Below are 12,563 nucleotides of genomic sequence, written 5' to 3' on the forward strand. Positions count from 1 at the left end.
GGCCCGCTCGGCCGGCACCCCCGACGGGCGACCCGCCCGCGGTCAGTGGTGCGACCCGCGCCTGCCCGACGTCTCCACCGGGGTCGCGCCGGGTCGCGTCCACTGGGGGGTGGGGCGGCCGGTGGGGCCCCACGTGCCGCGCCCCCGCTCGTCGGTTCGCCAGTACCAGCCGGGCTCGGCGCCGGCGGGCCAGCCGTCGGGCACGTCCTGCCAGGCCTCGCCGCGGCCGTACGGGGTCATGTCGAGCAGCTGGAAGGAGGGCGAGGCGACCTCGACTCCCCGACCGGTGGTCGTGTAGGTGAGGAACACACGGTCGCCGTCCCGCAGGAAGCAGGCGAACCTCCCCATCTCCTCACCGACGGGCCCGGTCACCCCGCGCACGGAGTACCAGCGCTGGGTGTAGCCCATGAACTGCAGGTACGGCGCCACCTCGTCCCACGCGCCCGTGGTGAGGATCGCGAACGCGACGCCCCGGGCCGCGAGGTAGGGCGCGTCCCGCAGCTGCCAGGCGCTGACGGTGCAGCCCTCGCACTGGCCCTGGTGCGGCGCACCGTCGTGCCACATGTGCTGGTAGACGACGAGCTCCTCGCGTCCGTCGAACACGTCGCGGAACGGGATCGGTCCGTCCGGTCCGACGACCGGGACCGCGCCGTCGACCTCCACCATCGGCAGCCGGCGGCGCGCGGCGGCGATCGCGTCGCCCGCGCGGGTGTGGGCCTTCTCGCGCACGAGCAGCTCGTCGCGGGCCGCCTGCCACGTGGCGTGGTCGACCACAGGCGGTCGGCCGGGTCGGGTGGCGGACTCGTGGGGCGTCGTCATGGTGTCCTCCGCGGTGTCGGGGCGGGCGGGCGCCCACCGGGGTCATGGGTGCCGACCTGCCGGACGTCGCGAAGTGTCCGGCCGCGGGGCGGCGGGCTCACGGGAACGACTCCCGTTCGCGATACATAGCCACATTGCCATGTCGCAATATCTGTGGTGTGCTGGCGCGCGTGCACGGTCAACCGGGGCTCCACGCGGCGGCAGAGCTGTTCAAGGTGCTGGGCCACGAGTCCAGGCTCACGCTCCTGCTGCTGCTGGCCACGGAGCCGCGCACCGTCGGCGCACTCGTGGCGGCGACGGGCAGCACGCAGCCGCTGGTCTCCCAGCACCTGCGCACGCTGCGTCAGAGCGGCCTCGTCACCGCGACCCGCCACGGGCGCGAGGTCACCTACCGCGTCACCGACGAGCACGTGACGCACGTCGTCACCGACGCGCTCGCCCACGTCACGGAGCCGACCCCCCAGGGGCGGCCCCACGGACCCCAGGAGGACCACCCATGACCGTCACCGACACGCACGCCGAGCACACGCTCGCCGAGCACGCCCACGGCGCGGCCTGCGGCCACGAGGCCGTGCCCCACGGCGACCACGTCGACTACGTCCACGGCACCCACCGGCACGCCGAGCACGGCGACCACTACGACGAGCACGAGGCCGTCGCCGAGCACACCACCGAGCAGCACGCCCACGGCGGCGACTGCGGCCACGAGGCCGTCCCGCACGACGACCACACCGACTACGTCCACGACGGGCACCGGCACGCCGCCCACGACGACCACTACGACGAGCACTGACGCACCACGGCGTCCGTGTCCGCAGGGCGCCGGCGGACGCGACGAGGCCCGCACCGCTGCTGCGGTGCGGGCCTCGATCTGCCACGACGTCGGGCTGACAGGATTTGAACCTGCGACCCCTTGACCCCCAGTCAAGTGCGCTACCAAGCTGCGCCACAGCCCGTCGTGCCCCCGCGGGGGCCGTCGAAGACTCTATCGCACCCGACGCGGCTCACTCGACCACCCCCGGCCGGCACGTCCCGCCACGAACCCCGCCGGTGCCCGCCTCCTCACCCGGCCGCGCGCTCCTCGCGCCGCCGGCGCAGCACCTCGAGCTCGGCGCCCACGACGCCGAGCACCAGCAGGTCGACCAGCAGCCCCCACGAGGCGTCCCACTGCGAGAGCCGGAAGAGGAAGAACTGGGTGACCAGCAGGCTCACCAGCACCGCACGGCGGAACCACAGGTACCCGTGGACGGCGTCGTGCCGCACCCGTGCCAGGCCCACGCCCGCCAGCACGACGCTCACCGCCCCGGCGACCAGCGCGCCGGCGACCACCCAGCCCGGCGACCGGTCGCCGCCCCACCACCGGGCGACGGCACCGCTGACCGTCACGCCCGACGTCCCCACGAGCACGGCGACCGCGAGCCAGGGCACGAACCGCGCGCGCACCAGCGTGTGCAGCACGCGCACGACCCCCGAGGCGACCAGCCCGACCGGGTCCGGCAGCTCGGCCTGGTCGTCCTCGATGCTGCGCAGCAGCGCCCGGGTCTCGCGCGCACCCGGCACGTCCCCGGCGTCGGCCAGGTGCGCCTCGGCACGGTGCCGCGCCGCCGGGGTGAACCCGCCGACGACCCCGGCCACCGCCTCGTCCACGGCGCCCGCGAGCGCCTCGCGCGGGTCGGGCGGGCGGCGTCCGTGCAGGGCGTCGGCGACCAGACCCAGGGCCACGACGGTCGCGTAGATGATCGCCGCGGTCGGCTCGTAGAAGTAGTCGTTGTCGGACGTGACGAACTTGCCGACCTCGTCGACGAAGAGCCCGAACCCGACGCCGCCGACCAGGGCACCGAGCGGCCGCAGCGACGGACCGGTGAACGACAGGAGCAGCACGAAGGCGACGGCCATCAGCAGCCCACCCCACAGCACGTGGGCGATGTGCAGACCGTCGCCCCCGAGCTGCGGGTACCCGGTCGCGGCGAGCAGCGCCCGGGTGAGCAGCACCGTCGCCGCGGTCGCGACGAGGAAGGTCGCGAGGTGCCGAGGCCCACGGGGGTCGCGCGGCAGCCCGAGGCGCAGCAGCACGTGCGGTGTCGCGCGCGCCGGGCGCTCGGGTCGCCGGGCGGTCACTCCCGGGTCACCGCTTGCGCTTCTCGCGCACGCGCACGGAGATCGTGATGGGCGTCCCCTCGAAGCCGAAGGTCTCGCGCAGGCGACGCTCGATGAACCGCCGGTACGTCGGCTCGAGGAACCCGGTGGCGAAGATCACGAACCGGGGCGGGCGGGTCGAGGCCTGCGTGGCGAACAGGATGCGCGGCTGCTTGCCGCCGCGCAGCGGGTGCGGGTGCGCCGAGACGAGCTCGCCCAGGAACGCGTTGAGGCGCCCGGTGGAGATGCGGGTGTCCCACGAGGCGAGAGACCGCTCGAGAGCGGGCACGAGGCGGTCGGTGTGCCAGCCGGTGCGGGCGGACACGTTGACGCGCGGCGCCCACTGGACCTGGACGAGCTGCTGCTCGATCTCCCGCTCGAGGAAGGGGCGGCGGTCCTCGTCCATGAGGTCCCACTTGTTGTACGCGACGACCAGCGCACGGCCGGCGTCGATGACGTGCTGGATGATGCGGATGTCCTGCTCGGTCATGGGCGCCGAGGCGTCGACGAGGACGACGGCGACCTCGGCCTTCTCGACCGCCGCCTGCGTGCGCAGCGAGGCGTAGAAGTCCGCGCCCGACGTCTGGTGCACGCGACGCCGGATGCCGGCGGTGTCGACGAAGACCCACGGCTTGCCGCCGAGCGCGACGAGCTCGTCGACGGGGTCGCGGGTGGTGCCCGCGACGTCGTCGACCACGACCCGCTCGGAGCCGACGACCTTGTTGAGCAGGGACGACTTGCCGACGTTGGGACGCCCGACGAGGGCGACGCGCCGCGGGCCGTCGGGCAGCGGCGTGGCGTGCGCCGAGACCGTGGGCAGCGCGTCCATGGCGGCGTCGAGCAGGTCGCCCGTGCCGCGTCCGTGCAGCGCGGAGATCGGGTGCGGCTGGCCCAGGCCGAGGGACCACAGCGCGGACGCGTCGGCCTCGACCGCGGGCCCGTCGACCTTGTTGGCGACGAGCACGACGGGCTTGCCCGAGCGGCGCAGGAGGCGCACGACCTGCTCGTCGGTGTCGGTGGAGCCCACGGTGGCGTCGACGACGAACAGCACGGCGTCGGCGAGCTCGATGGCGACCTCGGCCTGCTGGGCCACGCGCTTGTGGATGCCCGCGACGTCGACCTCCCAGCCACCGGTGTCGACGAGGGTGAACCGGCGTCCCGACCACTCGGCGGGGTAGCTGACCCGGTCACGGGTCACCCCGGGGTTGTCCTCGACGACGGCCTCGCGGCGACCGATGATGCGGTTGACCAGGGTCGACTTGCCGACGTTGGGGCGCCCCACGACAGCCAGCACGGGCAGGGTCGTGGCGATCTCGCGGTCGTCGCCGTCCGCGCCGCCCCCGTGCAGCAGCGCGAGGTCCTCGTCGCCGAGCTCGTACTCCGCCAGGCCGGCGAGCAGCGCCCGCTCCCGCGCGGCGTCGTCGACGTCGTCCGTCGCGTCCGGGGCCGCCGGTGCCTCGGGGGCGGTGGCGTCGGGGGCGGTGCGGTCGTCGTCCGGGGCGTGCGTCGTCGTGGGGTCGGGCTGCTCCATGGGCCCATTGTCCCCTGCCGGGCGCCCGCGTCCTGCCACGGGCGTGCGCGCGGGTCGGCGGCGAGCCGCGCGCACGCCTGCGTCAGACGGTCGAGCGGGGGTCGTCCGCCGGCAGCCGGACGCCGGTGCGCTCCTGCGCGGCCACGACGAGGTCCGCGAGCGCGTCCCGGATCACGCCGGCGGCGTGGTCGATCGCCGCCCGGCGCGGTCCTGCGGCGGAGCGGACGTCGACCGGGTCGCCGAACTCGACGTGGAGCGTGCGGCGCAGCGCCGGCAGCCCGCGCGGCGGGTCGCCGGGGCGTCGTGCCCCGAGGATGGCGACGGGGACGACCTGCGCGTCGCCGTTCACGGCAAGCCAGGCGGCGCCGGCGCGGACCTGCTCGACGGTGCCGCCGCCGCGGGTGCCCTCGGGGAAGATCCCGACCGCTCCCCCGCGGCGCAGCACGCCGAGGGCGGACTGCAGCGCGGGGCGTGCCATGGTCCGGTCGACGGGGATCTGGCCGGCGGCGCGCAGGAGGCCGCCGAGCGGGCCGCGGAACATCTCGGCCTTGACCAGGACGTGCAGTCCGCGTGGTGCGGTCCCGACCAGGAGGGGGCCGTCGAGCGCGGCGACGTGGTTGGCGGCCAGCACGACCGGCCCCGTGCGGGGCACGCGCTCGGCCCCGGTGACGTGCGCGTCCCACAGGACGTGGGCGAGGAACCACCCGACCGGGCGCGCCCAGACCGGGCCACGCCCCGACGGCACGCGGGGCTCGGGTCGTGGTGCGGGTCGCGTCACGCGGGCCGTCCGACCGACTGCTCGACGACCCGCAGGACGGCGTCGACGGTCTGCTCGAGGTCGAGCTCGGAGGAGTCCACGGTGACGACGCCGTCCGCGGCGACGTGGAACTGCACGACGGTGGAGTCGTCGGCGTCGCGGCGCACCACCTGGTCGTGGGTCGCGGAGATCGCGGCGGCGTCGTCGGTGCCGTGCAGCTCGCGCGCCCGGCGGGCGAGGCGTGCGTCCTGCGAGGCGGTCAGCAGCACGCGGACGTCGGCGTCGGGGGCGACGACGGTGGTGATGTCGCGTCCCTCGGCGACCACGCCCCGCCCGTCGGACCACCCGCCGTCGCGTTCGGCGTCGATGACCGCACGCTGGCGGCGTCCGAGCTCGGTGCGCGCGTCCAGGTTGGTCGCCACGGCGCTGACGTGCGAGGAGATCTCGGTGGTCCGGATGGCGACGCCGACGTCGCGCCCGTCGACGACGACCGTGGGCCCCTCGGGGTCGAGGCCCATGGCCAGCGGCAGGTCGCGCACGGCGTCGGCGACCGCGCGGTGGTCGGTCAGCGGGACGCCCTGGTCGAGGCACCACCAGGTCGCGGCGCGGTACATCGCGCCCGTGTCGAGGTAGGCCAGGCCGAGTCGTCGCGCGACCTGGCGCGACACGCTCGACTTGCCGGACCCCGACGGTCCGTCCACCGCCACGACGGTGCTCACGTCACCAACCTCCAACCCCGAGCGGTCAGCTCGGTCTCCAGGTGCTCGGCACGGGCGGGGAGCACGGCGATCGACGCCATGCCGACCGGGCGTCCCGCCGCGTGCTCGAGCTGCAGGTCCTCCAGGTTGACGCCGGCGGCGCCGACGTCGCCGAGCAGCCGTGCGAGCTCACCCGGCTGGTCCGGGACGAGCACGGTGGTCACGGCGTACTGCTTGCGTGCCCCGCCGTGCTTGCCGGGGATGCGGGCGGCGCCGGTGCCGCCGTCGGTGAGGGCGCGGGCGATCGTGGCCAGGGCCCCGAGCTGCACGTCCTCGGGCCCGTTCGCCTCGGTCGCCTGGTCGAGCGCGGCGACGACCACGTCGAGGTCGGTGCGCAGGGCGACGAGCACGTCGCGGACCGCTGCGGCGTTGGCCGCGAGGATCGACGTCCACAGCGCGGGGTCCGACGCGGCGAGCCGGGTGACGTCACGCAGCCCCTGGCCGGCGAGGGCCAGGGTCGCGTCGTCCGCGCCCCGCAGGCGCGCGGCGACCAGCGACGACGCGAGCTGCGGCACGTGCGAGACCACCGCGACCGCGGCGTCGTGCTCGTCGGCGTCCATGACGACGGGCACGGCGCCGACGTCGACGGCCAGGTGCCGCACCGCCAGCAGCGCGTCGTCACGGGACGCGCCGGAGTCCGTGATGACCCACGGGCGCCCGAGGAACAGGTCGGGGACCGCGGCCGACGGCCCGGAGCGCTCGCGACCTGCCATCGGGTGCGAGCCGACGTACCGGGTCAGGTCGGCGCCGCACGCGCGGAGCTCGGCCAGCACGTGGCCCTTGACGCTCGCGACGTCGGTGACGACCGCGTCGGGGTGGTCCGCGAGCGCGGCGGCGACCGCACCGGCGGTCACGTCGGGGGGTGCGGCGACGACGACGAGCGCCGGCGGGTCCGCGGTGGTGCCGGCGGGTGCGCCGGCACCGACGTCGCGGGCGAGCGCCAGCGCGGTGCGCGACGGGTCCTGGAGCTGGACGGGCACGCCGTGGCGGGTCAGCGCCAGGCCGAGGGACGCGCCGAGCAGGCCGGTGCCGACGACGCGGACCGGACCGGTGGTCGCGACGTTCACATGCCCACCGCCGTCATGAGCGACCCGACCTCCGTCTTCGACAGGACGCGGGTGCGACCGGGCCGCAGGTCACCGAGGCGGATGGGGCCGATGCGGGTGCGCACGAGGCGCGCCACGGGGTGCCCGACCTCGTCGAACACGCGGCGGACGACGCGGTTGCGACCCTCGTGCAGGACGACCTCGACGAGGCTGGCGTGGCTGGCGACCTGGACGATCTTGAACGAGTCGACCTGCACGGTGCCGTCCTCGAGCGCGATGCCGTGCTTGAGCTGCTGCCCCAGCGCCTCGCGGACGCGACCCTCGACCTCGACGAGGTAGGTCTTGGGCACCCCGTGCGAGGGGTGGGCGAGCCGGTTGGCCAGCTCGCCGTCGTTGGTGAGCAGCAGCAGCCCCTCGGAGTCCGCGTCGAGGCGTCCGACGTGGAACAGCCGCTCCTCGCGGTTCGCGACGTACTGCGCGAGCGAGGGCCGCCCGTCGGGGTCGTGCATGGTGGACACGACACCGACCGGCTTGTTCAGCGCGAGGGTGATGATCGAGGAGTCGAGCTGGACGCGCATGCCGTCGAGGTGGATGACGGCGGTCGTGGGGTCGACCCGCACGCCGAGCTCGGTGACGACCTGCCCGCCGACGGTGACGCGACCGGCGGCGATCAGCTCCTCGCAGGCGCGGCGCGAGCCCAGCCCTGCCGAGGCGAGCACCTTCTGCAGGCGGACGCCCTCGGGGTCGTGGACGTCGATCGGCTCGGCGACCTGGGCGGGACGCCGTGGCCGCCCGGCGTTGCGCCCGCCGCGTCCACCGGTCCCGCCGCCCGGGCGGCCCGCACCCTCCGCGCGTCCGCCACCTCGGTGGCTCCGCGCTCCCGTGCCGCTCATCGTGGGTCCTCTCGTCCGTGGTACGTGTCGATGCCCTCCAGCGACTCGATGTCCGGCAGGTAGGGCGCCAGCGGGGGCAGCTCGTCGAGGCTCGACAGTCCCATCCGCTCCAGGAAGTATCCCGTGGTCCCGTAGAGGACCGCACCAGTGGCCGCGTCATGGCCGACCTCGGCGACCAGGCCGCGGGTCGACAGGGTGCGCATGACGCCGTCGACGCTGACGCCGCGGACGGCCGAGACCTGCCCGCGGCTGACGGGCTGGCGGTAGGCGACGACCGCGAGGGTCTCGAGCGCGGCCTGGGTGAGCCGCTGGGTCTGGCCGTCGACGACGAAGCGTCCGACGACGTCGCCGTACGTGCCGGCCGAGTAGATGCGCCAGCCGTCCGCGGCCCGACGCAGCTCGAACCCGCGGGGTCGGCCGCCGAGCTCGCCGCGGTACTCGGCGGCGAGCTGCGCGAGCAGGTCCTCGACCTGGTCGGTGGGCAGGGACAGCGCGGTGGCCAGCCGCACGGCCGGGACGGGCTCGTCGACCACCATGAGGACGGCCTCGAGCGCGGCGAGGGCGCCGCCGGGCAGTGCTGCGACGTCGACCTCGACGACGTCGGTGGCCTCCTGCGCCCCGGTGGCGTGCGGGGGGTCGTGCGGCCCGTGGGGGGTCACGTGCTCGGTCATGGTCCAGCCTCCTCGTCGGGGCGTGCCGCCTCGGGCTCGGCGGGTGGCGGCGCAGGGCCGTCCTCGAGGTCGAAGTCGTCGGACACCGCGACGTCGCCGTCGTCGCTGCCGGTCCACCGCACGGTGAGCTCCCCGAGCGGCTCCACCTGGTCGAAGGAGACGGCGCCCTCGCGGAAGAGCTCGAGCAGCGCGAGGAACCGGACGACCACGACGACCGGCTCCCCGGCGTCGGCGGTCAGCGCCCGGAAGGTGGTGGCCCCCTGCCGCCGCAACCGGTCGACGAGCACCGCGGCCTGCTCGCGGACGCTGACGAGGGGCGCGTGCAGGTGGCTGATGTCGACCCCGGGTGGTGGCGCCTTGGGCGCGAGGGCGCGCGCGGCGAGCACCGCGAGCTGCTCCGGTCCCATCTGCCAGACGAGCTCGGGCAGCAGCGCCGCCAGGTGCGGCTCGAGCTGGACGTCGCGGCCGTGGCGTCGTGCGCCGGCGTCGAGGTGGGCGCCCAGGTCCGCGGCGACGACCTTGTAGGCGCGGTACTGCAGCAGCCGCGCGAACAGCAGGTCGCGGGCCTCGAGCAGCTCGAGGTCCTCGGCGTCCTCGACCTGCGCCGACGGCAGCAGGCGCGCGGCCTTGAGGTCGAGGAGCGTGGCGGCGACGAGCAGGAACTCGCTGGCCTGGGACAGGTCCCAGTCCTTGCCGCCGAGGGCGGCCGCCCGCTCGCCGGCACGGATGTGCGCGATGAACTCGTCGGTGACCTGGGCCAGCGCGATCTCGGTGATGTCGAGCTTGTGCTTGGCGATCAGGCCGAGCAGCAGGTCGAACGGGCCGCTGAACACGTCGAGGTGGACCTCGAAGCCGGAGGACCCTGCCGGGGCGCCCTCCCCCGCCGCGCCGTCCCCCGGTGCGCCGTCCCCCGGCTCCTGCCGCCCCGTCGTCGCGTCGGGCGCGCCGTCAGGCGGCGTCGCCACGCGCCACGAGCTCGCGGGCGAGCTGGCGGTAGGCCTCGGCGCCGGCGTGGGTCGGGGCGTACTGGGTGATCGGCTCCGCGGCGACGGTGGCGTCGGGGAACTTCACCGTCCGGCCGATCACCGTGTGCAGCAGCGTGTCGCCGAACGCCTCGTTGACCCGGGCGACGACCTCGCGGGCGTGCAGGGTGCGCGAGTCGTACATGGTCGCGAGGATGCCGTCGACCTCGAGGCGCGGGTTGAGGCGGTCGCGGACCTTCTCGATGGTCTCGATGAGCAGCGCGACACCGCGCAGCGCGAAGAACTCGCACTCCAGCGGGATGAGGACCCCGTGCGACGCGGTGAGCGCGTTGACGGTCAGCAGACCCAGCGACGGCTGGCAGTCGATGAACACGACGTCGTAGTCGTCCATCACGGGCCGCAGCGCGCGCGAGAGCACGGACTCGCGCGCGACCTCCCCCACGAGCTGGACCTCGGCGGCGGACAGGTCGATGTTGGCCGGCAGCAGGTCCAGGTTCGGCACCGCGGTGTGGCGCAGGACGTCGTGGACGTCCGCGTCCCGCTCCATGAGCAGGTTGTAGACCGTGCGGTCCAGCTCGTGCGGGCTGATGCCCAGGCCCACGGACGCGGCACCCTGCGGGTCGAAGTCGACGATGAGCACGCGGCGGCCGTACTCGGCCAGCGCCGCGGCGAGGTTGATGGTCGTCGTCGTCTTGCCGACGCCGCCCTTCTGGTTGCACATCGCGATGACCCGCGCGGGCCCGTGCGACGCCAGGGGCGCGGGCACGGGGAATGCGGGCAGCGGGCGTCCCACCGCGTCGAGCGGCTGCTCGGTCGTGTCCTGGCTCATCGGCTCACCATCTGCTCCCCGTCGCCCGTCCGGGCCCACCTCGCGGGACAACCTACCCGAGCACCACCCGTGCACCGGGTGCGACAGACCGGGCGGCCTGCGATCCGCGTCATCGGGCACGCGGGTGGCTCGCCGCGTACACCTCACGCATCGTGTCCGGGGTCACCATCGTGTAGATCTGCGTCGTGGTCACCGACGCGTGGCCCAGCAGCTCCTGCACGACACGCACGTCGGCCCCGCCGGCGAGCAGGTGGGTGGCGAAGGAGTGCCGCAGGGTGTGCGGCGACACGTGGTCGGACCCGAGGCCGGCGCGCTCGGCAGCCGCACGCAGCACCGCCCACGCGGACTGCCGGCTCAGGGGCGCCCCCCGGGTGTTGAGGAAGATCGCCGCGTTGCCGCGCCCGGCCGCGGCCAGGACGGGCCGTCCGCGCACGAGGTACGCCTCGACGGCCCGTGCCGCGTAGGACCCGACGGGCACCACGCGCTCCTTGCCACCCTTGCCCAGCAGGCGGACGGCGGCACGGTCCGGGGCGAGGTCGAGGTCGTCGACGTCCAGACCGACGGCCTCGGAGATCCTGGCGCCCGTGGAGTACACCAGCTCGAGCAGGGCGCGGTCCCGCAGCGGCACGGGGCCGTCGCCGACACCCGCCGCGTCGAGGAGGCGGCCGACGTCCTCGACGGAGATGGCCTTGGGCAGGCGACGGGGCTGCGCGGGCGGACGCACGTCCGCTGCGGCGTCGGTCGGCGCGAGGCCGTCGAGCGCCAGGAACCGGTGCCACCCGCGCAGCGCGACGACGCTGCGGGCCGCGGACGCGGGCGAGAGCACGGCGCGCCCGTCCGACCCGGTGCGCAGGACGAGCACGTAGTCCTCCGCGTCCCGCTCGGTGACCTGCGCGGGGTCGGTGCGTCCCGAGGCGCGCAGGTGATCGACGTACCGCGTCAGGTCGCGCCGGTACGCCGCCAGCGTGTGCACCGCGAGGCCGCGCTCGACCGCGAGGTGCGCGAGGTACCCCTCGAGGGCGGCGGTCAGACGGTCGGCCACGGCCGCGACGTCACAGCGGGAGGAACACGTCCACCGCGACGGCGACGGACAGCAGCGTGAGGTACGTGATCGAGCCGTGGAACACCGTCATCGCGCGCAGCGGCGGGTGCCGGGGGTCGCGCGCGCGGCGCAGCAGCGCCACGCACAGCCACAGGAACCACACGCCCAGCGCCGCGGCGACCACGGCGTACACCCACGTCATGCCGCCGACGGGCACGAGCAGCAGCGAGCACGCGATCATCGCGAGGGTGTAGGCGATCATCTCGCGCGCGACCTTGGTGTCGGCGGCCACGACGGGCAGCATCGGCACCCCGGCGGCCGCGTAGTCCCGGCGGAACTTCATCGACAGCGGCCAGTAGTGCGGCGGGGTCCAGAAGAAGACGACGCCGAAGAGCAGCACGGCCTCCCACGAGATCCCACCGGTCACGGCGGACCACCCGATGACCACGGGCATGCACCCGGCCGCCCCGCCCCACACGATGTTCTGCGGCGTGCGCCGCTTGAGGATCATCGTGTAGCCGACGACGTAGATGAGGATCGCCGAGGCCGTCCACATCGCCGAGGCCGGGTTCACCACGAACCACATCCACGTGAGCGAGGCCGCGCCCAGCACCAGCCCGAAGACCAGCGCCGCGCGCGGCGTGATGCGTCCGGTGACGATCGGCCGGCGCCGCGTGCGGTTCATCACCGCGTCGATGTCGTGCTCGAGGTACTGGTTCAGCGTGTTCGCGGCCCCCGCGGCACCGGCGCCCCCGAGGAGGGTGGCGGCGACGAGCCCGAGCGACGGCATCCCGCGTGCGGCGAGGAACATCGTCGGGATCGTCGTGATGAGCAGCAGCTCGATCACGCGCGGCTTGGTGAGCGCGACGTAGGCCGCGACCGTGCCGAGCACGCCCGACCGTCCCCCGGCCGGGCGCAGGTCGGTGTCGTGCGCCCCGGCCTCCCGCGGCGCGTCCGGCGCGTCGACGGCTCGTCCCTGCTGCACCTCGTCGCGCTGCGCCGCTCCTGCCGCACCGACCGCGGCACCGGGGCTGGTCGCGTCGACGGACGCGGGGGTGGACAGGCGCACGCGCTTCGGTATCCGTTCGGGAGGGCGGA

General features: G+C 75.1%; 14 protein-coding genes and 1 tRNA gene. 2 read left to right on the forward strand and 13 right to left on the reverse strand.

Annotation, left to right across the window (positions count from 1 at the left end):
* Positions 1-42 precede the first annotated feature (42 nt).
* On the reverse strand, positions 43-819 hold the full coding sequence (locus Cph01nite_RS05855) for a DUF899 family protein (protein ID WP_203672147.1): 777 nt from the start codon (positions 817-819) through the stop codon (positions 43-45).
* Positions 820-989: 170 nt separating this feature from the next.
* On the opposite strand from Cph01nite_RS05855, the gene Cph01nite_RS05860 reads away from it, so the two are divergent.
* Positions 990-1,319 carry an ArsR/SmtB family transcription factor gene (locus tag Cph01nite_RS05860; protein WP_239069067.1) on the forward strand — a complete coding sequence of 110 codons (330 nt, stop codon included), beginning with the start codon at positions 990-992 and terminating at the stop codon, positions 1,317-1,319.
* Complete coding sequence (locus Cph01nite_RS05865; protein WP_203672153.1) at positions 1,316-1,612, forward strand: hypothetical protein; 297 nt, start codon at positions 1,316-1,318, stop codon at positions 1,610-1,612. The genes Cph01nite_RS05860 and Cph01nite_RS05865 overlap by 4 nt, the downstream gene beginning before the upstream one ends.
* Before the next feature lie 89 nt (positions 1,613-1,701).
* Here Cph01nite_RS05865 and Cph01nite_RS05870 read toward each other — a convergent pair.
* From Cph01nite_RS05870 to Cph01nite_RS05925, 12 genes are all read right to left on the reverse strand, one after another.
* Positions 1,702-1,775, reverse strand: a tRNA-Pro gene (locus Cph01nite_RS05870).
* A gap of 106 nt (positions 1,776-1,881) precedes the next feature.
* The gene (locus Cph01nite_RS05875) at positions 1,882-2,937 is read right to left on the reverse strand and encodes a hypothetical protein (RefSeq protein ID WP_203672155.1); all 1,056 of its coding nucleotides are present in this window, start codon (positions 2,935-2,937) and stop codon (positions 1,882-1,884) included.
* Between the two features lie 7 nt (positions 2,938-2,944).
* The gene (gene der, locus Cph01nite_RS05880; RefSeq protein ID WP_203672158.1) at positions 2,945-4,486 is read right to left on the reverse strand and encodes a ribosome biogenesis GTPase Der; all 1,542 of its coding nucleotides are present in this window, start codon (positions 4,484-4,486) and stop codon (positions 2,945-2,947) included.
* 82 nt (positions 4,487-4,568) lie between these two features.
* Entirely contained in the window at positions 4,569-5,231 is a 663-nt protein-coding gene (locus tag Cph01nite_RS05885) for a lysophospholipid acyltransferase family protein (protein WP_239069068.1), read from the reverse strand.
* 29 nt (positions 5,232-5,260) lie between these two features.
* The gene (gene cmk, locus Cph01nite_RS05890; RefSeq protein ID WP_203672164.1) at positions 5,261-5,962 is read right to left on the reverse strand and encodes a (d)CMP kinase; all 702 of its coding nucleotides are present in this window, start codon (positions 5,960-5,962) and stop codon (positions 5,261-5,263) included.
* Positions 5,959-7,068 carry a prephenate dehydrogenase gene (locus Cph01nite_RS05895; protein ID WP_203672168.1) on the reverse strand — a complete coding sequence of 370 codons (1,110 nt, stop codon included), beginning with the start codon at positions 7,066-7,068 and terminating at the stop codon, positions 5,959-5,961. Before Cph01nite_RS05895 ends, cmk begins: the two co-directional genes overlap by 4 nt.
* Entirely contained in the window at positions 7,065-7,940 is an 876-nt protein-coding gene (locus tag Cph01nite_RS05900; protein ID WP_239069069.1) for a pseudouridine synthase, read from the reverse strand. The genes Cph01nite_RS05895 and Cph01nite_RS05900 overlap by 4 nt, the downstream gene beginning before the upstream one ends.
* Positions 7,937-8,611, reverse strand: coding sequence for an SMC-Scp complex subunit ScpB (gene scpB / locus Cph01nite_RS05905; protein WP_203672171.1), 675 nt, complete (start codon positions 8,609-8,611; stop codon positions 7,937-7,939). Before scpB ends, Cph01nite_RS05900 begins: the two co-directional genes overlap by 4 nt.
* Entirely contained in the window at positions 8,608-9,576 is a 969-nt protein-coding gene (locus Cph01nite_RS05910; RefSeq protein ID WP_203672173.1) for a segregation and condensation protein A, read from the reverse strand. Before Cph01nite_RS05910 ends, scpB begins: the two co-directional genes overlap by 4 nt.
* On the reverse strand, positions 9,560-10,423 hold the full coding sequence (locus tag Cph01nite_RS05915) for a ParA family protein (RefSeq protein ID WP_203672182.1): 864 nt from the start codon (positions 10,421-10,423) through the stop codon (positions 9,560-9,562). The genes Cph01nite_RS05910 and Cph01nite_RS05915 overlap by 17 nt, the downstream gene beginning before the upstream one ends.
* Before the next feature lie 109 nt (positions 10,424-10,532).
* A complete protein-coding gene (locus Cph01nite_RS05920) occupies positions 10,533-11,465 on the reverse strand; it encodes a site-specific tyrosine recombinase XerD (RefSeq protein WP_203672183.1) in 933 nt (310 codons plus the stop codon).
* 10 nt (positions 11,466-11,475) lie between these two features.
* Entirely contained in the window at positions 11,476-12,384 is a 909-nt protein-coding gene (locus Cph01nite_RS05925; protein ID WP_373307548.1) for a heme o synthase, read from the reverse strand.
* Positions 12,385-12,563: the final 179 nt, after the last annotated feature.

It is taken from the genome of Cellulomonas phragmiteti (assembly GCF_016862775.1).
In the GTDB taxonomy this organism is placed as follows: Bacteria; Actinomycetota; Actinomycetes; order Actinomycetales; family Cellulomonadaceae; genus Cellulomonas; species Cellulomonas phragmiteti.

Coding starts and splice junctions, on each gene's coding strand:
- Cph01nite_RS05855 (WP_203672147.1), bottom strand. CDS start 819: ATGACGACGCCCCACGAGTCCGCCACCCGACCCGGCCGACCGCCTGTG.
- Cph01nite_RS05865 (WP_203672153.1), top strand. CDS start 1,316: ATGACCGTCACCGACACGCACGCCGAGCACACGCTCGCCGAGCACGCC.
- der (WP_203672158.1), bottom strand. CDS start 4,486: ATGGAGCAGCCCGACCCCACGACGACGCACGCCCCGGACGACGACCGC.
- Cph01nite_RS05900 (WP_239069069.1), bottom strand. CDS start 7,940: ATGAGCGGCACGGGAGCGCGGAGCCACCGAGGTGGCGGACGCGCGGAG.
- scpB (WP_203672171.1), bottom strand. CDS start 8,611: ATGACCGAGCACGTGACCCCCCACGGGCCGCACGACCCCCCGCACGCC.
- Cph01nite_RS05915 (WP_203672182.1), bottom strand. CDS start 10,423: ATGAGCCAGGACACGACCGAGCAGCCGCTCGACGCGGTGGGACGCCCG.